The following is a 22,652-nucleotide window of genomic DNA, read 5'->3' as shown; positions in this document are numbered from 1 at the left end:
GTTAGTCCCGGGGTTTTGTGAAGGTTGCCAGCACCAGCCAGATGAGGCCGCCGAAGCGTCCCACCGGGATCAACAGGTACAGCACGTCGGTCAGCATGCCGAACGCCGAGAGAGCGGCCAGCGCGGCGATCACGTAACCGGTGATGGCCAGCCACCTGACCTGGAGCCGGGCGACGGCCGCGATCAGCAGCGCCAGCGGCACCGCGAACCCGAAGGCTCCCGCAGCGAACGACAACGAAGTGAAGGCGCGGGCGACGGCAGGGTCGGCGTTCTGCGCGGCCGTCCACATGGCCAGGCCGCTCAGGAGCAGCGAGCCCGAGGCGAGCAGGCCGCCCGCGAAGCCGAGCGCCGGTGGTCTCTCGGCCGCCGTCCAGGCCGCGAGGGACAGCCCGGCGCCGAAGACCACCAGGGCCAGCAGCTGGACCAGGAACTGGTGGCTCTGGTTGTAGGCCGCGACTTCGGCGGCGGACGAGCCGGGACGCATCCCGGCGGCACCGAGGACTCCCCCGGCGACGGTGAACAGGCCGTAGGCGACGACTGCGATTCGTTTCATACCATAAACGATTACACTGGTGTAATCGATTGTCAACGACTACGGTTTCGCTCATGCACGGTTTCGGCAGCGCGTTCCTGCTCGCCCAGGTCGGCGCCCACGCGGCGCAGCGGTACGCCGAGCGGATCGCGGAGCTGGACCTGACCCCGGCGCAGGTCGGGCTCCTGCGGCTGGTGGCGACGCGGCCGGGCCAGAGCCAGCAGGCGATCGCGGCCCAGCTCGGCACCCAGCCGACGCGCCTGGTGGCGCTGGTCGACGGCCTGGAGAAGCGCGGCCTGATCGAGCGACGTCGCAACCCCGGGGACCGGCGGCTCTACGCCCTCGAACTGAGCGAAGACGGCCGGGCCTTGATGAGCCGCATCGCCCTGACGTCGATGGCCCACGAGCGCGCGCTGACCGCCGCGCTCACCGAAGACGAACGCGCGAACCTGCACGCGCTGCTGACCAAGATCGCCGACGAGCAGGAGCTCACCCCGGGCGTCCACCCGGGCTATCTCCGCCTCAAGAGCCCCTGACGGCTCAGCGGAAGGTGGCCAGCATCCCGGCCACTGCGGCGGGCCAGGTGAACTCCTCGGCGCGGGCCCGCGCCGCCGCCCGGCGCACGTCTTCCGGGCGCTCCAGGAGGTTCGTCACCGCCGAGGCGAACGCCGGCGCGTGGTCGTCGACCGCTTCGCCGCACCCCGGCCGCACGATCTCCCGCAGCGCCGACGACGCCGACACCACCACCGGCGTCCCGGACGCCAGTGCTTCCAAGGCGGCGAGCCCGAAGGTCTCGTGCGGGCCCGGCGCGAGCGACACGTCGGCGCTGGCCAGCAGCCGCGCGACGTCGTCGCGGCCCGACAGGAACCCCAGGAACGTCACCGGCAGGCCGCGTGCCCGCCGTTCCAGAGCACGCCGTCGCGGCCCGTCGCCCGCCACGACCAGCCGCACCTTCGCGCCGGCCTCGGTCAGCGAAGCGATGGTGTCCACACTGCGTTCGACGTGCTTCTCCGGCGACAACCGTCCACAGTGGACGAGCAGCGTGTCCGCGCCGTCGGCGAGGTCGGCGCGCCAGCCGTCGTCGCGCCGGGCGGGCCGGAACGTCGCGAGGTCGACGCCGAGCGGCACGCGGCGGACGTTCGGCGCGGCGATCCGGTCGAACTCCGCGCGGGCGAACGCCGTCGTGCAGACGACCGTGTCGTAGCTCGCGGCCATCCGCCGGTTCGCGACGTCGGCGACGCGGCGCGCCACCGGCTCGGGCAGCAGGAACTGCTCCAGCAGGCGGTCGAGGCGCTCGTGGGAGATGACCGTGCTGGGGACGCCGTGGCGGCGCGCCCAGCCACCCATCCCCCGCAGGGTCAGCCGGTCCGACACCTCCAGGCGGTCCGGTTCGAGTCTTCGCAGCACCGCGCGGACGCGCTGCGGGTCGACGGCGCGGTAGCCACCGGTGCCGGGAATCTTGGGCGCGGGCAAGGAGAACCGGCGGACACCGGTCGGCAGGACTTCGTCGGCGTAGCGGGTGCCCGGCACCACGAGCGTCACCTGGTGGCCGCTCGCGACGTACCCGGCGCCGAGGTGGTGCAACGCCGTGCGCAGGCCGCCCGAACGCGGCCCGTAGAAGTTCGCGAGCTGGACGATGTGCACGTCTCAGGCCGCGCGGGCGGCCCGGACCCGCACGGCTTCGTAGTGCCCCATCAGTTCCCGGCAGACGGCGGGCCAGGTGCGGCCCAGCACGACCTTGCGTGCCTTCTCGCCGAGCCGGGCCCGCAGCGCCGCGTCCCGCAGATCGTCGACCTTCGCGACCAGCGCCGGGCCGAACTGCTCGCGGTCCGCGGGCAGCAGGTAGCCGGTGCGGCCCGGCAGGACGAGGTCCTTCGGGCCACCCGCGTCCGGCGCGAGCACGGGCAAGCCGGAGGCCATCGCTTCCTGCACCGCCTGGCAGAACGTCTCGTGCGGGCCGGTGTGGACGAAGACGTCGAGGCTCGCGTACGCCGTGGAGAGCTCTTCGCCGTACTTCGCGCCGAGGAAAGCGGCGTCCGGCAGCTGCTCCTTGAGCGCGGGCAACTCGGGCCCGTCGCCGACGACGACCACGCGGATGCCGGGCACCCCGGCCAGCGCGGCGAGCCGGTCGACCTCCTTCTCGGGCGCCAGCCTGCCGACGAACCCGACGAGCAGCTCGCCGTCCGGCGCCAGCTCGGCCCGCAGTGCCGGGTCGGCGTGCGCCGGGGAGAACCGCTCGATGTCGACGCCGCGGGCCCACCGGTGCACCCGCGGCACGCCGTGCAGCTTCAGCTGCTCGACCGAGTCGCTGGACGGGGCGAGGGTCCGGTCGGCGCGCGAGTGCAGCCGCCGCACCCACCGCCACGCGGCGCGCGCGGCGATGCCGAAGCCGTATGCGGCGGCGAACCCGGCGATGTCGGTCTGGTAGACGGCGATCGACGGCACTCTCAGCCGCCGGGCGGCGGCGAGCCCGCGCGCACCGACGACGAACGGCGACGCCAGGTGCACGACGTCCGGGCCGAACGCGGTGAGCGCGTTGAGCACCGTGCGCGTCGGCAGGCCGATCGGCAGGGAGCTGACCCCGGGGACGTCGAGCGCGGGGATCCGGACGACCGGCGCGCCGCGGTAGGAGTCCGGGCCGGGACCAGGGGCGATGATCAGCACGTCGTGCGCGCGTTCGCGCAGGTGCTCGACGACCCGCAGGACGGAGTTGGTCACGCCGTTCACCTGGGGCAGGAAACTTTCGGTGACTATGGCGACTCGCACACCTTGGACGATCGCACCCGATCCTGGCGCACGTGTGACATGAGAGCCAACGCTGCCGGAACAGATCGGCTACGACATGTCATCTCAAGGTCGTGTCCCGGAAACCAGCGGGGCCCAGACTAAGCAGGCATGACCCTCTTGTCCTCCCGGCCGCCGCGGCCCGTCGAGCCCGGCCTGCTGTCGAGGGCGCTCGAAGTGGCCGGGCGGCTGGCCAACGACGCCACCGACGTGATCACCGCGACCGCCGGCCGCGGCGCCCACCCTTCGACACTGGACTCGCCGTTCGACTGGGTCACCGACACCGACCGGATCCTGGAGCGGCACACCCGGCGCGTGCTGACCGCGGAGTTCCCGGGCATCCCGGTGGTGGGCCACGAGTTCGGCGCCGACCACGGCGCGGACGTCGCCGAGTACCGCTGGGTGGTCGACTCGGTGGACGGCACGGCGAACTACGTCGCGGGGGTGCCGTGGTGCGCCTACAGCCTGGCGCTGGTCGACGCGGCGGGCCCGGTGGTCGGGGTGGTCGCGGACCCGTACCGCGCCCAGATCTACGCCGCGGCGCGCGGCCGGGGGGCCCGCGCGAACGGCAAGCCGATCAAGCTGGCGGACCGCTGCGTGACGGCGGGGGCGCTGGTCTGCACGGAACTGGCCCGCACCGGGCCGTGGCCGGGTATGGGCGGGTTCATCGAGCGGGCGGCGGCGGCGCACGCGGGGGTCCGGGTGCTGGGGTCGGCGGCGTTGTCGATCGCCCAGGTGGCGCTGGGCCACGCGGCGGCGGCGGTGCTGCACAGCTACCACGAGTGGGACGTGGCCGGATCGGTCGCGATGGCCATCGAGGCGGGGGCGGTGGTGCTGGACAAGCACGGGGAGGACGCGGCGTTGCCGACGGACGGGTTGCTGGTCGCGGCACCGGGCGTGGCGGACGAGGTGCTGGGCTGGTGGCAGGAGACGGCGGGCTAATCGAGTTGCGCGCGCTGTGAAGATCGGGACATGCCGACGCTTCGCACCCCGCGGCTCACGCTCGTGCCGCTGGCCGACGAGCACCTCGAGCTGGAGTACGAGCTGGACTCCGACCCGGCGGTGATGCGCTACCTGACCGGCCGGGCCGCGACCCGGGAGGAGGTCACGCGGGCGCATGCCCGCCGGATGGCGACCACGCAGGGGTTCGGCTTCTGGGTGGGTTTCGCGGGCGAGGACTTCGTCGGCTGGTGGCTCCTGCGCCCACCGAACGGCCCGGACCAGCCTTACGCCGAAGGCGAAGCGGAGCTGGGGTACCGCCTGCTGCGTCGCCACTGGCGTCAGGGGTACGCCCGGGAAGGCTCACTGGAGATCATCCGGTACGGCTTCGAGGAACTGGGGCTGGATCGCATCTTCGCCCAGACGATGGCGGTGAACACCCCATCCCGCGCGACGATGGCCTCGGCCGGGCTGACGTTCGCCCGGGCGTTCGTTTCGGCCGCAGAGTACGACGACCCGGTAGAAGGCGCGGACCAGGGCGAGGTTGAGTACGAGATCACGCGACACCGGTGGCTGGCGGGTCGCGAATGACTCATTCGAGACGCGGGAGGTCCCCAATGACTCATTCGCGACCTCAGGACCCGGCCGCACCCAGCAACCGGCGCAGCCGAACCACCGCGAACCGCACGCTGAAGCACAACTTGCGCTCCACCCAGTCCCCTCCCGCAACCCCGATACGAAGCCAGAACACGGACGGCGGTGCCGGGTCAAGGCACGCTTTCCCGCCTTGACGCGGTACCGCCGTCCGTAGTCACAATTGCGGCTTCGGGGTGGTGGGCGCTCAGCTGGTCAGGCCGCTACTTCAGCCCGCGCACGCTTGTTCTGCCGCCGAATCCACCACAACGCGGGCCCAGCCACCAGCCAGGTGAAGAACACGAAACTCCCCAGCGGCAACAACGTATTCGTCGCCGACCGCCCGGCCACCCGAGCCAGCTCCGGATCCGAAGCGTCGTACTCGATGCGAACCAGCTGACCAGCCGCCAACCCATCCGGGTACAGCACACCGTTGGCCGGGCTGTGGACGATCCCGTCCGGGGTCTCGAAGTGGATGATCGTGCGGTCGAACGCCACCGAGTCCACCGTCGCCGTCGCCGTGCCGAGCTGGGCCGAGATCGCTCCGTCGTTGCGGATCGCCGCGAAGAGCAGGCATACGCACATCACGGTGAGAAGCGAGGCGACACCGAGGGTGATCCACCACCCGGCGCGCCTCGCCCGCTCACCTTTCGTGCTCACGCCGCGAGCGTAGCGGTCCCGCTCAGCCCGCGTGTGCCGCGGCGAGGAACCGGTGGTTCGCCTGGATCTGGTCGTACGACTTCGGCTTCACCGAAGCCGAGGCCGAGGCCGCACGGGCCGCAAGAGCAGCGGCGCCGTTCGGGCCCACCGCGGGCTTGCCCGCCGTGTACAGCCACGTCTGGAACAGGTCGTGCAGCGGCTTGCCCGAGATCTTCTCCGCCAGCGCGATGAACTCCAGGATCCGCCCGTCCTTCCCGGCCTTCGTAGCCTGCCACGTCTTCAAGATGGCGAAGAACGCCTGGTCACCGACAGCGGTCCGCAGCGCCTGGAGCGTCAGCGCGCCCCGGTCGTACACCGCGTTGTCGAACTGGTTGTCCGCGCCCGGGTCGGCCGGGACGAGCTTCCACAGCGGCGCGTCCGCCGCGTTCGAGTCGTACGTGTACTGCGCCAGCTCCGCGACCGTGCCTTCGCCTTCGTGCTCCGACCACAGCCACTCCGCGTAGGACGCGAAGCCCTCGTTCAGCCAGATGTCGCTCCAGCGACCCAGCGAGACGTTGTCGCCGAACCACTGGTGGGCGTTCTCGTGCGCGATCAACGTCGTGTTCGAACCCGCGCGAAAGTTGCGCGCGCCGTACGTCGGGCGCGTCTGGTTCTCCAGGGAGAAGCCGATGCCGCTGGTCACGACGCCGCCCTCGGCCTCGAACGGGTACGGCCCGAACTGCGTCGCCAGGAACTCGTCGATCTCCGGCGTGCGCTCGACGCTGGCCTTCGCCGCGCCAAGCGAGTCGCCGAGGTCGGCGCCGTACGCCGTGATGAACGGCTTGCCGTCGGGGGTCGTCGACTCGATGACCTCGTACTTGCCGACGATGAACGACGTCAGGTACGTGGCCTGCGGTTTCGTGCTGCGCCACTGCCAGCGCGTCCAGCCCGCGCGCTGCTTCGTCTTGCGGACCAGCGTCCCATTGGAAATCGCCGCGTTGTCGTCCGGCGCCTCGATGGAGACGTCGTAGGTGGCCTTGTCGGTCGGGTGGTCGTTGGCCGGGAACCACCACGCCGAGCTCTGCGGCTCGTCGATGCCGAGCGCGCCGAAGGAGCCCTTCTTCCACGCGTTGAGGCCGTCCACCGTCTCGGTCGACGGCGTGTCCGAGTAGGCGACGACGACCGTCGCGGTCTGGCCCTTGAGCAGCGGCTGCGCCGGCGTGATGACGAGCTCGCCGTTGCCGGTCTGGTTCGTGAACTGAGCCGGCCGGTTGTTCACGCGCACGCTCGACGCCTTCAGCGCGAAGTCGAGGTCGAACCGCGAGAGGTCCTGCGTGGCGGTGAGCAGCAGCGTCGTCGTGCCCGACAGGAGGTCGGTCGCGGGCTGGTAGGTCAGCCGGATGTCGTAGTGCAGCACGTCCGTGCCGCCGTTGCCGGCGTTCGGGTAGTACGGGTCGCCGACGCCGGGGGCGCCGGGCGAGGGCGCCGCGCTCGCGGTGCCGGCGAGCAGCACCGAGACGACGCCGGCCGCGAGCGCACCGAGGCCGGTGCGCGTTCTTGCACGCATTCGAATTCCTCCTGAAGGAGTGAGAAGCAGCGCGCTCGAACGTAGCCAGGGCAGGCGGAGGCAGGAACAGCCGAAGGGAGGTTTCTTGCCTACTGGGATACCACTCGGAAAGCGGTTGACGTCAGGCCGCGGAGACGGCGGCGGACACCGCCGCACGCAGCCGGGCGTGCAGGTCGCGGTGCCGCGACCGGTCCACTCGCACCTCGACGACCCGCAGTCCCGGCGCGGGCGCCAGGGCCGCCCTGAACTCCGTCAGCGTCTCCGCGACGACGTGCGGGACGCGGTAGCCGGCGCACAACGCGCCCAGGTCGGCGCCGTGCGGGGTGCCGAAGACGCGTTCGAAGCTCGCCGCGTGCTCCGGCGCACCCTGCTCGAGCAGCGAAAAAATGCCCCCGCCGTCGTCGTTGAGCACCACGATCGTCAGGTCGGGACGCTGCTCGGCGGGCCCGGTGAGCAGGCCCGACGCGTCGTGCAGGAACGTCAGGTCGCCCAGCAGCGCGTAGGACGGGCCCCGGTGCACGTACGCGGCGCCGATGGCGGTCGAGACCGTGCCGTCGATGCCCGCGACGCCGCGGTTGCGGTGCACGAGCACGTCCGGGCGCAGCCGTCCGGCCAGCGCGACGTCCCGGGTCGGGTTGGACGAGCCGACCACCAGCAGCGAGTCCGGCGGCAGGGCGTCCACCAGCTCGGTCGCCACCCGCAGCCCGCTCGGCCACGACTCCCCGGCCAGCAGCTCCGAGACCGCCGACGACGCCGCCGCGTCGGCCCGGCGCCAGCTGGCCAGCCACTCCGGGTCGGCGGGCTTGGTCGGCTCGTCGAACCACTGCCCGACCTGCCGGACGTTGTGCGCGGGCGCCGGCCAGTCCGAGTCCGGGCGCACCAGCAGCACCTCGACCGAGGCGTCCGAAAGCACCTTCTGGATCTGCCGGAACACCGTCGGGCGGCCGAGGCAGAGCACCTGCTCGGGCATGTGCTTCCCGATGAACTCCTCGACGCCGAGCAGCCACGCCCCGGACGAGATCGCCGTGCCGCCGGACAGCCCGAGACCGCCGGTCTCCGACACCACCGGCCAGCCGTGCTGCTCGGCCCACTCACTGGCCGCCTGGACGCCGGTGTCGCACGCGATGACCAGGCCGTGACGCGCCGAAGGCACCACGAACGACGGCAGCGCGCCGAAGTCGGGCAGCTCGGTCCAGCGGGAGCCGTCGGCGCGGCCGTCGAGCGATTCGTACCACTCGCCGTCGTCGTCGAGATCCGGGACGAGCGGCTCGCGGAACGGGATGTTCAGGTGCACCGGCCCGCAGCGCCACTCGCCGTAGGCGGCGTTCCAGGCCCGGCAGATCTGGCTGCGCCAGTACGAGTTCTGCCCGGCCCGCCGCTCGGCGACGGCCAGCTCGTCGAAGTAGCGGACGGCGTCGCCGTAGAGCTGGTGCTGGTCGATGACCTGCGACGCGCCGGCCGCGCGCAGCTCGGGCGGCCGGTCGGCGGTCATCACGATCAGCGGGACGCCGGCCCGGTCGGCCTCGAGCACCGCCGGGTGGAAGTTCGCGGCCGCGGTGCCGGACGTGCAGAGCACGGCCACCGGACGGCCGGTGCGCGCGGCGATGCCGAGCGCGAGGAAGGCGGCGCCGCGCTCGTCGATCCGGACGTGGAGCTGCAGCTTCCCCGCGGCCGCGGCGTCGTACAGCGCGATCGACAGCGGCGCGTTGCGGGAGCCCGGGCAGAGGACGACGTGGGAAACGGTGTTGCGGACGAGTTCGTCGACGATCACCCTGGCCTGCGCGGTGGAAGGGTTCACCGGCACGCCCCGGGGTAGCGATCGTTCATGTCCACACGTCCTATCCTCGCAAACGTGGATGACGCCCGAGTTTCCGAGCTGTTCGATCCGGCCGCGTGGACCGAGGTCGAAGGTTTCGCCTTCACCGACATCACATACCACCGCTCCGCCGAGAGCCGCGGCGGCAAACGCGTCGTGCGGATCGCGTTCGACCGTCCCGAGGTCCGCAACGCCTTCCGGCCGCACACCGTCGACGAGCTCTACCGGGCGCTGGACCACGCCCGGATGAGCGCCGACGTCGGCTGTGTCCTGCTCACCGGGAACGGCCCGTCGCCCAAGGACGGCGGGTGGGCGTTCTGCTCCGGTGGTGACCAGCGTATTCGCGGACGGTCCGGGTATCAGTACGCGAGCGGGGAGACCTCCGACACGGTGGACCCCGCGCGGGCGGGCCGGCTGCACATCCTGGAGTGCCAGCGGCTCATCCGCTTCATGCCGAAACCGGTGATCGCGGTGGTGCCGGGCTGGGCCGCGGGCGGCGGCCACTCCCTGCACGTGGTGTGCGATCTCACGCTCGCCTCCGCCGAGCACGCGAAGTTCAAGCAGACCGACGCCGACGTCGGCTCGTTCGACGGCGGCTACGGCTCGGCCTACCTGGCGAAGATGGTCGGCCAGAAGTTCGCCCGCGAGATCTTCTTCCTCGGCCGCGAGTACTCCGCCGAACAAATGCACCACATGGGCGCGGTGAACGCCGTCGTCCCGCACGCCGAGCTGGAAAAAGAGGCGCTGACCTGGGCGTGGGAGATCACGCGCAAGTCGCCGACGGCGCAGCGGATGCTCAAGTACGCGTTCAACCTCACCGACGACGGCCTGGTCGGCCAGCAGCTGTTCGCCGGCGAGACCACCCGGCTGGCGTACATGCAGGACGAAGCCGTCGAAGGCCGTGACGCGTTCCTCCAGAAGCGCGACCCCGACTTCAAGGACGTCCCCTATTACTACTGAGCTGCGCCCTCTCCACCTCGACGGCTCGCCCGAGGCGCTCGCCGCCCTGACCAGAGCCGTCGCGGACGCGCTGGGCGGCGGGCCGGCGGTGCTGCCGTTCGCCGACCCCGTGCTGCGCGACGCGATGGCCCCGGACGAGCCCGCCGAGCCGGGCACCGCCGTGGTCATCGCCACGTCGGGCTCGACCGGCGCGCCCAAGGGCGTGCTGCTGTCGGCCCGCGCGCTGACCGCGTCCGCCGAGGCCACGCACGCCCGGCTCGGCGGTCCCGGGCACTGGCTGCTGGCCACCCCGGCGCACTACATCGGCGGGCTGCAGGTGCTGGTCCGGTCGTTGCTGGCCGGGACCACCCCGGCGCTGCTGACCGGCAGCGGCTTCCGGCCGGACGACTTCGCCGCCGCGGCCGCGACGCTGACGGGCAGCCCCCGCTACACCGCGCTGGTGCCGACGCAGCTGGTCAGGCTGCTCGACGACGGCGGCGCGGGCCTGGCCGCGGCGAAGACGTTCGACGCGATCGTGGTCGGCGCGGCGGCGACGTCGCCGTCCCTGCGGGAGCGCGCCGCGGACGCCGGCGTGCGGATCGTGCCCGCGTACGGGATGAGCGAGACGGCGAGCGGCTGCGTCTACGACGGCTTCCCCCTCGACGGCGTCCGCGTCGACGTCTCCGGCGACCGGATCCGCATCGCGGGCGACGTCCTCGCGCACGGCTACCGGCGGCGGCCGGACCTGACGGCGGAGGCGTTCTCGGACGGCTGGTTCACCACGTCCGACCGGGGCATCCGCCGCGATGACGGCCGGGTCGAGGTGCTCGGCCGGGCCGACGACATGATCAACACCGGCGGCGTGAAGGTCTCGGCGGCCGCGGTCGAGCGGTGCCTCTGCGCGCAGCCGGGCGTGCGCGACGCGTGCGTCGTCGGCCTGCCGGACCCGGAGTGGGGCGAGGCCGTCGTGGCGCTCGTCGTGTCCTCCGGTGACCCGGGTGACCTGCGGGCGGCGGTCCGGGCGGAGCTCGGGCCCGCGTCGACGCCGAAGCGCGTCGAGTTCACCGGGGCGCTGCCCCTGCGCGGACCTGGGAAGATCGACCGAGCCGCGGTGAAAGCCCGGCTGCTGCCGGGTCACCACGGCTGAATGGCGGCATTTCCTTGACATTTACGGCGTGCGCCCGCTTCGCTACTCACCATGACGCGCCTGATTCGCACAGCCTTGATCAGCACCGCCGTCGCCCTGGGGGTCCTTCTTCCCGCGGGTGCGGCCCTGGCCGACACTCCCGCCGCGGACCCGAACAGCGGCTCGCTCGTCCTGCAGGTGCCGTCCACGGACTGACCCGGCCGAGGGCGTTCGGGCTCCCTTCTCCGCTTTGATCGACATGGCGTTGAATGGCGCCATGGCGAGCTTGAGCGAGTGGATCGAAGGGGCCCGGCCGCGGACGTTGCCCAACGCGGTGGCGCCGGTGGTGGCGGGCGTCGGTGCGGCGATCGCGCTGGACGCGTTCTCCTGGTGGCGTTCGGCGCTGGCGCTGCTGGTCTCGCTCTCGCTGATCGTCGGCGTCAACTACGCCAACGACTACTCCGACGGCATCCGCGGCACCGACGAAAACCGCGTCGGCCCGCTCCGGCTCGTCGGTTCGAAGGTCGCCGCCCCCAAGGCCGTGCTGACGGCGGCGCTGGCCGCGCTGGGTCTCGCCGGGGTGCTGGGGCTGGTCCTCGTCGTGTCCAGCGGGCACTGGTGGCTGCTCGGGATGGGCGCGCTGTGCATCCTCGGCGCGTGGTTCTACACCGGCGGCAAGAAGCCCTACGGCTACTACGGCTTCGGCGAGATCGCCGTCTTCGTGTTCTTCGGCCTGGCCGGCGTGCTCGGCACGGTGTACGTCCAGGCGGGCCGGGTCAGCTGGGCGGCGCTGGCGTGCGCGGTCGCGGTCGGCTGCTTCTCGACGGCGGTCCTGACGGCCAACAACCTGCGTGACATCCCGACGGACATCGAGGCCGGCAAGCGCACCCTGGCCACCCGCCTGGGCGACAAGGGCACCCGGCGGCTCTACCTGGCGCTGATCGCCGTGCCGTACGTGCTCGCCGTGGCCGTCGGGATCTTCCACCCGCTGCTGCTGATCACGCTGCTGACGGCGCCGCTGCTGCTCAAGTCGGTCCGCGCGGTCGGCGGCGGGCAGCAGGGCCGGGCGCTGATCCCGGCGTTGCGGGACACCGGCCTGGCGATGCTCGCCTGGGCGGTGCTCGCCGCCCTCGCACTGGGTCTCTAGCTCTCCGGGACGAACTTCCCGGTCGTCAGGAACTCCTCGAACAACGCCGTGTGCGGCGCGAGGTCCAGGCCCTGCTGGGCCACCCACTCGTCGTTGTAGTAGGTGTGCGCGTACCGCTCGCCGCCGTCGCACAGCAGGGTGACGACGCTGCCCGCCTGGCCGTCCTCGACCATCCGGGAGATGAGCCGGAACGCGCCGTAGAGGTTGGTGCCCGTCGAGCCGCCCGCCCAGTGGCCGGTCCGCTCGCGCAGCAGCCGGATCGCCGCGAGCGAGCCCGCGTCGGGGATCTGGAACATCTCGTCGATGACACCCGGCACGAACGACGGCTCGCAGCGCGGCCGTCCGATGCCCTCGATCCGCGACGGCATGCCGGTGCCGTAGTCCAGGGCCCCGGTCTCCCAGGCGCCGTAGAACGACGAGTTCTCCGGGTCGACCACGCAGATCTTCGTGGTGTGGCGCTTGTAGCGGACGTACCGGCCGAAGGTCGCGCTCGTGCCGCCCGTGCCCGCGCCGACGACGATCCAGGCAGGGATCGGGTGGCGTTCCGAGCGCATCTGCGCGAACACCGACTCGGCGATGTTGTTGTTGCCCCGCCAGTCCGTCGCGCGCTCGGCGTAGGTGAACTGGTCGAGGTAGTGCCCGCCGCACTCGGCCGCGAGCCGCTCCGCCTCGGGGTACATCGCCGGCGCCTCGTCGACGAAGTGGCATTCGCCACCGTAGAACTCGATGAGCGCGACCTTCTCCTTCGACGTGCGCCGCGGCACCACGGTGATGAACCGCAGCCCCAGCATCCGGGCGAAATAGGCCTCGGACACCGCGGTCGACCCGCTGGAGGCCTCGACGAGCACGGTGTCCGGCCCGATCTGGCCGTTGACCAGCCCGTAGAGGAACAGCGACCGGGCCAGCCGGTGCTTCAGCGAGCCGGTCGGGTGGACGGACTCGTCTTTGAGGTACAGGTCGATGCCCCACTCCGGGGGCAGCGGGAAGACGTGCAGGTGCGTGTCGGCGCTGCGGTTGGCGTCGGCCTCGATGATCCGGACGGCCTCGCGGACCCAGCTGCGGCTGTGCGGGCGGCTCACTCCGGCTGCCCGGCGGCGTCGCCACGCAGCTGCGCGCGCAGCTCGGCACGGGCGCGCGCCCGCTTCTCGTTGCGCTTCGCCAGCCCGGCGGTCACGCGGGCGTTGAGGCCGCGGAAGAGCAGCAGCCCCAGCGGCAACCCGACGACCAGGCCGATCACCAGGGCGACCAGCAGCGGCACGCCCGCCAGGGACAGCGCACCCGCGATCACCCCGACCAGCACGAACCGCGCCAGCAGGTACAGCGTCAGGTCACGGGCCAGCTGCGGGGCCTTCTCGTCGCTCACATCAACGCAGGCTACGCCCCGCCTTGGCGGTCCTTCTGCAGCCCCGCGTTGTTCGGCCGGCCCTCGAAGCGCGTCGAGAGCACGACGGTGGTGTTCGTCCGCCCGACGCCGGGGATGCGGCGGAGCCTGCCGAGGGTCCGCTCCAGCTCGTCGACGGTCGGCACGCGCACCTTGACGACGAACGCCTCGTCCCCGGCCACCGCGTAGCAGCTCTCGACCTCGTCGAGCTCGGCGAGCGCGTCGGCGACGTCGTCCTCCGTGGCGGTGTCGGTCGGGTGGATGCTGACGAGGGCGGTGACGCCGAGACCGACCGAGCTCGGGTCGACGACCGCGTGGTAGCCGGTGATCACGCCGGCGGCTTCCAGCTTGCCCACCCGCTCGTGCACCGACGACGCGGAGAGCCCGACGGCCCGTCCGAGATCGGCGTAAGTGGCCCGTCCGTTGATGCGCAACGCTGCGATGATCTTCCGGTCCAACTGATCCACGGGATCACTCTATGCGGTTGGACAATCCCCCATTGGCACCACGCCTCGCGCCCGATACCGCGATGGGGCGGAGTCCTGGCACGTCAGGTCACCGGATATCGATTGCAGACGGCAAGCAAAGTGTCCGTTTTGACCTTTAAGGGCTCTTTACTCGCGGACAACCGTTCGAGTACCCGACGGGTGAAGTGCAACGATTGCCTTGTTGGCTACCCCGGCGCGACGGGCAGAAGGGCCCGGACGCCTCCGGTATAGCAGTGAGTTCGTTAAGGAGGCGGAAAATGACCGCGACGATGGGCGGACGCCTGCTCACCCCTGGCGAGGTGGCAGCGCTGTTCCGAGTGGACCCCAAGACGGTGACCCGGTGGGCGACGGCGGGCCGGATCGGCTCGATCCGCACCCCCGGCGGGCACCGGCGGTTCCGGGAGTCCGAGGTGAACGAGCTCCTCGCCGAGCTGACCACCGACGCCAGCGAACCGGCGCGCAACGCCTGAACCATCTCCGGCGCGGGGCCGTGTCGGGTACGGGGAACCACCCCGTCCCGCACGGCCCCTCGTGGACAACCGCCCCGGCTTGAGGCCCATCACACGGCCGGAGAGGTTAACCTCGGGGGACTGGCAGCCATACGGAAGGATCCGGCATGCTCGCTCTGCTCGCGGCGGTCGGCGCGCTGGTCGTCGCCCTGCTCCTGTGGCGCTCGTTCGCCGGCCAGCGGATCGGGGTCCCCTCGACCGCCCGCCGCGCGCCCCTCGCCCCGGACGACGACCCCGACTTCCTGCGTCAGCTGGCCGAACAGCAGCGCAAGCGCCGGGACGAAGACCACTAGGCAGTCTTTACCTTCACCACGGCCCGTCGTGAGTGAAAGGCGGGTCGGAACCCGCTTTACCACTCACGACGCCGGTCAGCGGTAGCCCTGGGAGAGTGGGGTGGCGAAGCCGTCGGCGACGGTCGCCGCCAGCTCCAGCAGGGCCAGGCGGGTTTCGCCGGTCAGGCGGTCCAGCTCGATCTCCGCGCCTTCCTCCAGGTGCGGGTCGAACGGCACCTTGCAGACCGCCCGGACCTTCGCGCCGAAGTGCGCCGACAGCTTGTCGAGGTCGACCGAGCCGCCCTTGGGGCGGACCGAGTTGATCACCGCCACCGAGCGTTTCACCAGCTCGCCGTAGCCGTGGGCTTCGAGCCAGTCCAGCGTCGCCGAGGCGCTGCGGGCGCCGTCGACCGAGCCGGACGACACCACGACCAGCGCGTCCGCGACGTCCAGGACGCCCTTCATCGCCGAGTGCATCAGCCCGGTCCCGCAGTCGGTGAGCACGATGTTGTAGAAGTGCTCCAGCAAGTTGATCGTGCGCCGGTAGTCGCCCTCGGAGAAGGCCTCCGACACGGCCGGGTCCTGCTCGCTGGCCAGGATCTCCAGCCGGCTCGAGCCCTGGGACGTGTACGACCGGACGTCGCTGTAGCGCGTGATGCGGGCTGCATCACGCAGCAGGTGACGGACCGTCGCGGTCGTCTCCAGCGGGATCTTCTGCGACAGCGTGCCGCGGTCCGGGTTGGCGTCCACGGCGACGACGCGGTCACCGCGCAGGGACGCGAACGTCGAGCCCAGCGTCGTCGTCACGGTGGTCTTGCCGACGCCGCCCTTCAGCGACAGCATCGCGATCTTGTAGCACCCGCGCAGCGGCTGGTTGACGCGCGCGATGAGCTCGCGCCGCCGGGTGTCCGCCGGGCTCTCCCCCGGGTTGACCAGCTTCCCGGTGCCGACGTAGAGCGCCTTGCGCCAGCCGGACTGCGGGGGCCGCCTGGTCTGCTTGACCAGGTGCGCGGTCGACAGGTCATGGCCGTGGCCGGGCTGCTGCGGCGCCGCGTGGCGGCCGCCCTGGGGCTGCGGCAAACCCGGAGGCTGCTGGGGGTACTGCTGCGCCTGCGCGTACTGCTGGGCGGGGTCGTACTGGGGCTGCAGCGGCGGCAGGTTCTGGTCGTAGCCGTAGGGCATCTGGTGCGGACCGGACACGGCGGGGTTGGGCACCTGGTGCGGGCCCGACACCGCCGGGTTCGGCGGCGCCACCGCCTGCGTGGGCTGCACGTCGTAGGCGCCCGACGTCTCGGGGTGCGGGTGCGAGTCCGTCCGATCGTCGGCGAAAAAGCCCGGCTGCGGCGTCGCAGCGGCCTGTTCGGGGTGGCCAGGAGCCGATTCTTCGCTGGGTCCGGTCACCGGTGAAAACCTCCGCGCGCTCCGCCTGACACATCAGTCCCCCGATGTCGACGGTAGTCGGCGTACCCGCGGGATGCTCAGCCCACCCCGGCGTAGGAGTGCAAGCCCGCGGTGACGAGGTTCACGAAGAACAGGTTGAAGATGACCGCGGCGAACCCGACGATGTTGATGGCCGCGGCCCGGGCGCCGCGCCAGCCCGCGGTCGCCCGCGAGTGCAGGTAGGCGGCGTAGACGACCCAGGCGATGAACGCCACGGTCTCCTTCGGGTCCCAGCCCCAGAACCGGCCCCACGCCGACTCGGCCCAGACCGCGCCGCAGAGCACCCCGAAGGTGAACACCGGGAAGGCGAAGATGGTGGTCCGGTAGGCGATCCGGTCGAGGACGTCGGCCGCGGGCAGCTTCGGGGCGAACCGCGCGAACTTCGTGTTGTCCTTGTCGTACGCGGCCCGGAACAGGTAAAGGACGCTCGCCACACCGGGCACGAGGAAGACGCCGGAGCCGATGATGGCCGCCGAGACGTGGATGACCAGCCAGTACGACTGCAGCGCGGGCTGCACCGGCGCGGCGGTCGTGTACAGCAGCGTGCCGTTGATGAACATCAGGATCACGACGGGCAGCAGCAGGAAGCCGGTGAGGTGCCGGACCGGGAACTTCCACATCACGATCAGCCAGGTCAGCACCGTGATGAAGGTGACGGCCATGCCGTACTCGTACATGTTGCCCCACGGCGCGCGGTGCACGGCGAGCCCGCGCAGCACGATCGCCGACAGCTGCAGCAGCGCGCCGAGCACGAGCAGCGACGCGCCCATCCGGCCGATCCGCTCGGGGCGGCCGACCTCGCGCTGCGCGGCCGGGACGTCCTCGACCGGCGGCCCGCCGGCGCCGACGAGCTCCCGCGCCCGCAGCTTGGCGCGCTCGGTGGCGAGCCGGCCCTTGGCGCCGAAGCCCTGCTCGATCAGCGTCATCATCAGCGCGACGACGTAGATCGCCGCGGCGGTGGTGTACAGCCAGTCGCTGTAGGTCGACAACGTCTCGTTGATCGGCATGCCTCAGCCCTTCTGCCCGCTGATCAGGCGTTCACTGACGCGGTGGAACTCTTCGCCGTACCCGGCCTGGTCGGTGCGGGCCAGCCCGGCGACCTCGATCACGGTACCCGGCTCGTCTTCGGTCCCCGGCTTCACCCGCACCCACAGCCGTCGCCGCTTGACCAGCAGGGACGCACCGAGGCCGACGAACATCGCGACGGCGAAGCCGAGCACGAACCCCTGCGTCGGGTCGTGGGAGACCTGCAGCGACACCCACTGGCCGACGCCGTCGAAGCGGACCTTCGTGCCGTCGTCGAGCTTGATCTCCTGGCCGACCTTGAGGTTCTCGCGGGCGACCTTCTTCAGCCTGCCGTCGTCGATGAGCGACTGGTCGACCTCGAACACGGACTGGCCGCGCCCGGCGTCGAGGCCGAGGTCACCCCGCAGGATGTCGACGGCGACGGCCGGGTCCTTCGCCTCGGGCGCCGACGAGGTCAGGACGTTCCCGTGCAGGAACGCCGTCGGCGCGAAGAGGCCGGTGACGGCCAGCTGGCGGGTCCGCCGCTGCACCTCGTCGGTGATGCCGGGCTGGTCGAACTTCGTCGCGCCTTCGGCGAGCATCGTGGCCGGGTCGACCGTGCGCCACTGGGTGTTCTGGGTGCGCTGCGAGCCGTCCGGGAAGGTGACCGTGAACTTCGGCGAGTAGCCGTGGCCGAGCAGGTAGACGCGGTCGCCGACGGTGCGCAGCGGCGAGTTGACCTCGAGGCCGTACGGGTGCCAGGTGTTCGTCTCCAGGTCCGGGCCGGACTGGTACTCGATGTTCGAGTGGTAGTAGTCGGGCTGGCCGGACTCGGTGTAGCGCGCGGTGAAGTCGTTGACCTTCACGCAGAAGGGGTCGAGGTCGGTGCCGTCGACGCGCAGGCCGGGGTTGAAGGAGTCGTAGTTGTAGATGCCGGCGTTGCAGAAGGAGCTGCCGTCGGCCTGGACGATGACCTGGCCCTCGTAGCCGTAGAGCTTGCCGAGGGCGAAGAACACGATCAGGCCGAGCATGCTGAAGTGGAAGATCAGGTTGCCGGTCTCGCGCAGGAAGCCGCGTTCGGCGGAGATCGTGCGGACGCCGCCGGCCTCTTCGCGCTCGATCCGCCGCCAGCCGGAGAGCTGCTTGTGGACGGCGGCGATCTCGGCGGCGACGTCGGCCTTGCCGCGGCCGAGCCGGTAATGCGGCATCCGGGCCAGGTTGCGCGGGGTCAGCACCGGCTTGGCGCGCATCGCGCGGACGTACTCGAAGCTGCGCGGGGTCAGGCAGCCGACGAGCGAGACCATCAGCAGCAGGTAGATCGCCGAGAACCAGATGCTCGAGTAGACGTCGTAGAACTCGAGCTTGTCGAGCAGCGTCCCCCACCAGCCGTGGGCGGTGATGTACTCGTCGACCTTGGGGGCGTTGAGCTTCCGCTGCGGCAGGAGCGCGCCGGGCAGGGCGGCCAGGGCGAGCAGGAACAGCAGGACGAGCGCGGTGCGCATCGACGTCAGGCCGCGCCAGGTGTTGCGGAGGAAGGCGAAGGTGCGCTTCGCGGGCGTGTTGTGCGGCGGCTTCGGTGCGGCCGGCGGCGCTTCCGTGGTCGTCACAGCGGCAGCCTCAGATCACCGGTGAGCTCGTTGCGGAGCCAGCCCATCAGATCGCCCCAGACGCCGGTGACCAGCAGGATGCCGACCGCCATGAGCAGCACGCCGCCGAAGATCTGCACCTGGCGGCCGTGCCGGCGCACCCAGTCGGTGGCGCGCACGGCCCAGCGGGCGCCGAGCGCGATCAGCAGGAACGGCACCCCGAGGCCGAGGCAGTAGACGGCGATCAGCAGGTACCCGCGGACCTCGGCGCCGCCGGTGGCACTGGCCAGCGTCATGACGGCCGACAGGGTCGGGCCGATGCACGGCGTCCAGCCGAGCCCGAAGATCGCGCCCAGCAGCGGCGCGCTCCAGACCCCGCCGCGCGGGACGTGGTGCGAGCGGACCTCGCGCTGCAGGCCGGGGATCCAGCCGAGGAAGACCAGGGCCATGCCGATGGTCAGGACGCCGCCGACGCGCTGCAGGAGGTCCTGGTTGAGGACGAGCGTGCCGGCGAGCCAGACGAGGGTCCCGAGCGTGCCGACGAACACGATGGTGAACCCGAGCACGAACAGCAGGGCGGCCCCGACAACGGCCCACCGGCCTTTCTTGCGCTCTTCGTCGGCGCTGACGGCCGGAGCATCGGCACCGACGAGCGCGGCGAGGTACGCGAGGTACCCCGGCACGAGCGGCACGACGCACGGCGAAGCGAAGGAGACGGCGCCGGCCAGCAGCGCGACGCCCGCGGCGAGCAGCAGCGGTCCGGAGATCGCCAGCTCGGTCACGGAGTTCACCCCGTTGAGGGTAGGCAGTGAGGTCCCGGTGAGAACGCCGGGGCCGCTTCACAGGACCTCGGTCACGGCGGATCAGGACCTTCGTCCCGCCCCGAGGATCAGAAGTGGAGTTCCCCGCCGTCGGCGAAGACTCCGTTCACGCTCGGGCCGTAGTTGCGGTATTCCTGCGTGTTGAGCTCGGCCTGGCCGGTGCTGGTGACCGTTTCGTACGTGGTGTACGGGTAGCAGCAGCTGCCGATGGACAGCTTGTCGCCGCCGCGGGCGCCGGACAGGTTGGCGTGAACCAGGCCGTTGGCGGAGTTCTGCCAGAGACGGAGCGCGCGGCCGTAGCCGGTCCTCTCCGTGAGCAGCGTGAACCCCTGGACAGCGACCGGCGCCGTCCCCGTCCCGGCCGACGCCGGTACCGAAACGGCCACCGTCGCGGCGCAGGCCACCATCGCGGCGACCGCGGTCTTCTTGAACATCGGAACCCCCTCGGTCCGGGAAATGATCATGACGAACATATCCGGACTGTCCGGTCCTGGGGGATTTTTCCCCCGATCGCGGTCAGGCTTCCGAGTTCAGCCGCTGGACCACCGGACGCAGGTCCTGGGCCAGCACCTGGCGCAGGAACACCGCCGCGACCCGGTGCTGTTTGTCCAGCACGATGGTCGACGGGATGATGTTCCGCGGGTAGCCGGTCAGCTTGAGCAGGACCCGGCCGTCCGGGTCGTAGATCGACGGGTACGTCAGCCCGCGGTCGCGGACGAAGTCCTGGGCCACGTCCCGCGCCGGGTCGCGGACGTCGATGCCGACCACCTGGACGCCCTCCTTCGCCAGCGTCTCCATCTCCGGGGCTTCCGTGCGGCACGGGCCGCACCACTGGCCCCACAGGTTCAGCACCAGGACCTTGCCGGGGAAGTCCGCCAGCGAGAGCTGCTTGCCCTCGTTCATCAGGTCGTCGCCGGCCAGGACCGGGGCCGTCTGGCGCTGGGCGAGGTCGTAGGTGATGTCGACCTTGCCGCCCGGGGAGACGAAGCTGAAGCTGCTCCCCTGCACCACCGCGTCCTTGCCCGCGCTGCACCCGGCCAGCGCCAGCACCGCGACCATCCCCACGATCAGCCGTTTCATGCCCCGGTCACCTTCGGGTCGGTGGCGCCCGCGGGCTCGCTGTAGACGATCTCCCGCAGCTCGTCGCCGTCGAAGACCAGCGACGTCAGCGACGCCAGCGAGCACTGGCGGCGGCGCGGGTCGTGCCACAGGCGCTTGCCCTCGAGGAACCGCCGCAGCGTCCAGATCGGCAGCTGGTGCGAGACGCACAGCGCCTCGTGCCCGGAGGCCGCTTCGCGCGCCCGGTGGACCGCGCCGAGCATCCGGTGCGCGATCTCGATGTACGGCTCGCCCCACGACGGCTTGAACGGGTTCACCAGCTTCGGCCAGTGCCGCGGCTCCCGCAGCGCGCCGTCGCCGACCGCCACGTGCAGGCCCTCGAACTGGTTGCCCGCCTCGATCAGGCCCTCGTCGGTCGCGATGTCGAGCCGGTGCGCCGCGGCGATCGGCGCCGCCGTCTCCTGCGCCCGCTGCAGCGGCGACGCCACGACGTGCACCAGGTCGTGGCCCGCGACGGCCTCCGCGACCGTCAGCGCCTGCCGCTGCCCGCGTTCCGACAGCCGGTAGCCCGGCAGGCGTCCGTAGAGGATCTTCGAGGGGTTGTGCACTTCGCCGTGACGCAGCATGTGGACGACAGTGGTCACTGGACGGCTCCAGCCGCCGCGCGCGCCGCCGCGGGCAGAGCCGCTTCGATCACCGAGAACGCTTCGTCGTCCATGGCCGCGTTGACGAACCATGCCTCGTACGCGCTCGGGGGCGCGTACACGCCTCCGTCGAGCAACGCGTGGAAGAACGGCGGGAACCGCCACGTCTCGGACGCCTGCGCGCCGGCGTAGTCGTGTACCGGCTTCTCGCCGAAGAAGACGCTTACCAAGTTGCCCGCGTACTGGACGTTGTGCGCAACCCCGGCTTCGTTCAGCGCCGCGTGGAAGAGGTCCCCGAGGCGCTTCGCGTTGGCGTCGAGAGCCGCGTACACGGCGTTGTCGGCCGCGCGCAGCGTCGCCAGGCCCGCGGCCACCGCGACGGGGTTCCCGGACAGCGTCCCGGCCTGGTAGACCGGCCCGCCGGGGGCCAGCTTGGCCATCACGTCGGCGCGACCGCCGAAGGCCGCCGCCGGCAGGCCGCCGGACATCACCTTGCCGAACGTGTAGAGGTCGCCGGCCACGCCTTCGAGGCCGAACCAGCCCGCGGCCGAGACGCGGAACCCGGTCATCACCTCGTCCATGATCAGCAGCGCGCCGTGCTCGTGGGCGATCTCCCGCAGGCCCGCGTTGAAGCCCCCGGAGGGCGCGACCGCGCCCATGTTCCCGGCCGCCGCCTCGGTGATCACCGCGGCGATCTCCCCCGGGTTGTCCACAAAGGACTTCCGGACGGCGTCGAGGTCGTTGTAGGGCAGCACCAGCGTGTCCGCGGCCTGTGCCCCGGTGACACCGGGGGACGTCGGCAGCCCGAGCGTGGCGACGCCGGAGCCGGCCTGGGCGAGCAGCGCGTCGACGTGACCGTGGTAACACCCGGCGAACTTCACGATCTTCGACCGGCCGGTGAACCCCCTGGCCAGCCGGATCGCGCTCATCGTGGCCTCGGTGCCGGAGTTGACCAGGCGCACCTGTTCGACGGGTTCGACGCGGCCGATGATCTCCTCGGCCAGCTCGACCTCGCCGATCGTCGGCGTGCCGAACGACAGCCCGGACGTCGCCGCCGCGCGCGCCGCCTCGACGACCGCCGGGTGCGCGTGGCCCAGGATCATCGGGCCCCACGAGGACACCAGGTCGACGTAGCGGTTGCCGTCGGCGTCCCACAGGTGGGGGCCCTCGCCGCGGACCATGAACCGCGGGGTGCCGCCGACCGAGTTGAACGCCCGGACCGGCGAGTTCACCCCGCCCGGGACGGCCGCCTTCGCGCGTTCGAACCATGCCTTGGACTGCTCGGTTCCAGTGCTCACCAGTCCATACTCCCAAACCCGCCTAAG

The 22,652-nt window shown here is 71.6% G+C and carries 26 protein-coding genes; 9 read left to right on the top strand and 17 right to left on the bottom strand.

The genetic code is table 11. The features are described 5' to 3' along the window. Window position 1: 1 nt before the first annotated feature. Complete coding sequence (locus AB0G28_RS01520) at window positions 2-553, bottom strand: DUF4386 domain-containing protein (protein ID WP_361081856.1); 552 nt, start codon at window positions 551-553, stop codon at window positions 2-4. Between the two features lie 53 nt (window positions 554-606). On the opposite strand from AB0G28_RS01520, the gene AB0G28_RS01515 reads away from it, so the two are divergent. Beyond that, window positions 607-1,068, top strand: coding sequence for a MarR family transcriptional regulator (locus tag AB0G28_RS01515; RefSeq protein WP_361081854.1), 462 nt, complete (start codon window positions 607-609; stop codon window positions 1,066-1,068). A 4-nt stretch (window positions 1,069-1,072) separates the two neighbouring features. On the opposite strand, the gene AB0G28_RS01510 is transcribed toward AB0G28_RS01515, so the two are convergent. Beyond that, the gene (locus AB0G28_RS01510) at window positions 1,073-2,176 is read right to left on the bottom strand and encodes a glycosyltransferase family 1 protein (protein WP_361081852.1); all 1,104 of its coding nucleotides are present in this window, start codon (window positions 2,174-2,176) and stop codon (window positions 1,073-1,075) included. 3 nt (window positions 2,177-2,179) lie between these two features. Further along, on the bottom strand, window positions 2,180-3,250 hold the full coding sequence (locus tag AB0G28_RS01505; protein ID WP_361081850.1) for a glycosyltransferase family 1 protein: 1,071 nt from the start codon (window positions 3,248-3,250) through the stop codon (window positions 2,180-2,182). Between the two features lie 177 nt (window positions 3,251-3,427). Here AB0G28_RS01505 and AB0G28_RS01500 point away from each other — a divergent pair, with 177 nt between their 5' ends. Next, entirely contained in the window at window positions 3,428-4,258 is an 831-nt protein-coding gene (locus AB0G28_RS01500) for an inositol monophosphatase (RefSeq protein WP_361081848.1), read from the top strand. Between the two features lie 30 nt (window positions 4,259-4,288). After that, window positions 4,289-4,846: a GNAT family N-acetyltransferase gene (locus AB0G28_RS01495; RefSeq protein ID WP_361081846.1), complete on the top strand. Its 558-nt coding sequence runs from the start codon at window positions 4,289-4,291 to the stop codon at window positions 4,844-4,846. Between the two features lie 258 nt (window positions 4,847-5,104). On the opposite strand, the gene AB0G28_RS01490 is transcribed toward AB0G28_RS01495, so the two are convergent. The 3 genes from AB0G28_RS01490 to menD all read right to left on the bottom strand — a co-directional run bounded on the left by AB0G28_RS01490 (window position 5,105) and on the right by menD (window position 8,892). Beyond that, complete coding sequence (locus AB0G28_RS01490; protein ID WP_361081844.1) at window positions 5,105-5,548, bottom strand: DUF3592 domain-containing protein; 444 nt, start codon at window positions 5,546-5,548, stop codon at window positions 5,105-5,107. Between the two features lie 22 nt (window positions 5,549-5,570). Next, the gene (locus AB0G28_RS01485; RefSeq protein ID WP_361081842.1) at window positions 5,571-7,094 is read right to left on the bottom strand and encodes a M1 family metallopeptidase; all 1,524 of its coding nucleotides are present in this window, start codon (window positions 7,092-7,094) and stop codon (window positions 5,571-5,573) included. Window positions 7,095-7,215: 121 nt separating this feature from the next. Next, window positions 7,216-8,892 carry a 2-succinyl-5-enolpyruvyl-6-hydroxy-3-cyclohexene-1-carboxylic-acid synthase gene (menD, locus tag AB0G28_RS01480; RefSeq protein ID WP_361081840.1) on the bottom strand — a complete coding sequence of 559 codons (1,677 nt, stop codon included), beginning with the start codon at window positions 8,890-8,892 and terminating at the stop codon, window positions 7,216-7,218. A gap of 54 nt (window positions 8,893-8,946) precedes the next feature. Here menD and AB0G28_RS01475 point away from each other — a divergent pair, with 54 nt between their 5' ends. The 4 genes from AB0G28_RS01475 to AB0G28_RS01460 all read left to right on the top strand — a co-directional run bounded on the left by AB0G28_RS01475 (window position 8,947) and on the right by AB0G28_RS01460 (window position 12,122). Then, window positions 8,947-9,870 (top strand): 1,4-dihydroxy-2-naphthoyl-CoA synthase, encoded by a 924-nt coding sequence (locus AB0G28_RS01475; protein WP_348954232.1) that lies wholly within the window; start codon window positions 8,947-8,949, stop codon window positions 9,868-9,870. Between the two features lies 1 nt (window position 9,871). Then, entirely contained in the window at window positions 9,872-10,996 is a 1,125-nt protein-coding gene (gene menE, locus AB0G28_RS01470) for an o-succinylbenzoate--CoA ligase (RefSeq protein ID WP_361082346.1), read from the top strand. A 51-nt stretch (window positions 10,997-11,047) separates the two neighbouring features. Then, window positions 11,048-11,191: a hypothetical protein gene (locus AB0G28_RS01465; RefSeq protein WP_361081837.1), complete on the top strand. Its 144-nt coding sequence runs from the start codon at window positions 11,048-11,050 to the stop codon at window positions 11,189-11,191. A 61-nt stretch (window positions 11,192-11,252) separates the two neighbouring features. Then, window positions 11,253-12,122, top strand: a complete 870-nt coding sequence (locus tag AB0G28_RS01460) for a 1,4-dihydroxy-2-naphthoate polyprenyltransferase (protein ID WP_361081835.1) — start codon at window positions 11,253-11,255, stop codon at window positions 12,120-12,122. Here the strand turns inward: AB0G28_RS01460 and AB0G28_RS01455 are convergent. The 3 genes from AB0G28_RS01455 to AB0G28_RS01445 are packed head-to-tail and all read right to left on the bottom strand — an operon-like array spanning window position 12,119 to window position 13,970. Continuing rightward, on the bottom strand, window positions 12,119-13,201 hold the full coding sequence (locus AB0G28_RS01455; protein WP_361081833.1) for a PLP-dependent cysteine synthase family protein: 1,083 nt from the start codon (window positions 13,199-13,201) through the stop codon (window positions 12,119-12,121). The genes AB0G28_RS01460 and AB0G28_RS01455 overlap by 4 nt on opposite strands. Then, on the bottom strand, window positions 13,198-13,485 hold the full coding sequence (locus tag AB0G28_RS01450; protein WP_361081831.1) for a DUF4229 domain-containing protein: 288 nt from the start codon (window positions 13,483-13,485) through the stop codon (window positions 13,198-13,200). The genes AB0G28_RS01455 and AB0G28_RS01450 overlap by 4 nt, the downstream gene beginning before the upstream one ends. An 11-nt stretch (window positions 13,486-13,496) precedes the next feature. Next, the gene (locus tag AB0G28_RS01445; protein ID WP_361081829.1) at window positions 13,497-13,970 is read right to left on the bottom strand and encodes an Lrp/AsnC family transcriptional regulator; all 474 of its coding nucleotides are present in this window, start codon (window positions 13,968-13,970) and stop codon (window positions 13,497-13,499) included. Window positions 13,971-14,248: 278 nt separating this feature from the next. Between AB0G28_RS01445 and AB0G28_RS01440 the strand changes: the two genes are divergently transcribed. Together AB0G28_RS01440 and AB0G28_RS01435 are read left to right on the top strand one after the other, a co-directional pair. Further along, complete coding sequence (locus AB0G28_RS01440) at window positions 14,249-14,461, top strand: BldC family transcriptional regulator (protein WP_003081896.1); 213 nt, start codon at window positions 14,249-14,251, stop codon at window positions 14,459-14,461. Window positions 14,462-14,607: 146 nt separating this feature from the next. Beyond that, a complete protein-coding gene (locus AB0G28_RS01435; protein ID WP_361081827.1) occupies window positions 14,608-14,793 on the top strand; it encodes a hypothetical protein in 186 nt (61 codons plus the stop codon). Between the two features lie 75 nt (window positions 14,794-14,868). Here the strand turns inward: AB0G28_RS01435 and AB0G28_RS01430 are convergent, their stop codons facing one another. From AB0G28_RS01430 to hemL, 8 genes are all read right to left on the bottom strand, one after another. Then, window positions 14,869-16,173, bottom strand: a complete 1,305-nt coding sequence (locus AB0G28_RS01430) for a MinD/ParA family protein (RefSeq protein WP_361081825.1) — start codon at window positions 16,171-16,173, stop codon at window positions 14,869-14,871. Between the two features lie 77 nt (window positions 16,174-16,250). Continuing rightward, a complete protein-coding gene (gene ccsB, locus AB0G28_RS01425; RefSeq protein ID WP_361081824.1) occupies window positions 16,251-17,219 on the bottom strand; it encodes a c-type cytochrome biogenesis protein CcsB in 969 nt (322 codons plus the stop codon). Between the two features lie 3 nt (window positions 17,220-17,222). Then, on the bottom strand, window positions 17,223-18,824 hold the full coding sequence (locus tag AB0G28_RS01420; RefSeq protein WP_361081822.1) for a cytochrome c biogenesis protein ResB: 1,602 nt from the start codon (window positions 18,822-18,824) through the stop codon (window positions 17,223-17,225). Further along, on the bottom strand, window positions 18,821-19,594 hold the full coding sequence (locus AB0G28_RS01415) for a cytochrome c biogenesis CcdA family protein (RefSeq protein WP_361081820.1): 774 nt from the start codon (window positions 19,592-19,594) through the stop codon (window positions 18,821-18,823). The genes AB0G28_RS01420 and AB0G28_RS01415 overlap by 4 nt, the downstream gene beginning before the upstream one ends. Before the next feature lie 98 nt (window positions 19,595-19,692). Next, window positions 19,693-20,058, bottom strand: coding sequence for a hypothetical protein (locus AB0G28_RS01410; RefSeq protein WP_361081818.1), 366 nt, complete (start codon window positions 20,056-20,058; stop codon window positions 19,693-19,695). 82 nt (window positions 20,059-20,140) lie between these two features. Then, window positions 20,141-20,704 carry a TlpA disulfide reductase family protein gene (locus tag AB0G28_RS01405; RefSeq protein ID WP_361081816.1) on the bottom strand — a complete coding sequence of 188 codons (564 nt, stop codon included), beginning with the start codon at window positions 20,702-20,704 and terminating at the stop codon, window positions 20,141-20,143. After that, on the bottom strand, window positions 20,701-21,327 hold the full coding sequence (locus tag AB0G28_RS01400) for a histidine phosphatase family protein (RefSeq protein ID WP_361081814.1): 627 nt from the start codon (window positions 21,325-21,327) through the stop codon (window positions 20,701-20,703). The genes AB0G28_RS01405 and AB0G28_RS01400 overlap by 4 nt, the downstream gene beginning before the upstream one ends. Further along, window positions 21,324-22,625: a glutamate-1-semialdehyde 2,1-aminomutase gene (gene hemL, locus AB0G28_RS01395; protein ID WP_361081812.1), complete on the bottom strand. Its 1,302-nt coding sequence runs from the start codon at window positions 22,623-22,625 to the stop codon at window positions 21,324-21,326. The genes AB0G28_RS01400 and hemL overlap by 4 nt, the downstream gene beginning before the upstream one ends. Window positions 22,626-22,652 lie beyond the last annotated feature (27 nt).

It is taken from the genome of Amycolatopsis sp. NPDC021455 (assembly GCF_040640995.1).
GTDB lineage: Bacteria > Actinomycetota > Actinomycetes > Mycobacteriales > Pseudonocardiaceae > Amycolatopsis.
The sequence above is the reverse complement of the archived record's forward strand: the minus strand, read 5'-3'. Positions and strand labels throughout refer to the sequence as shown.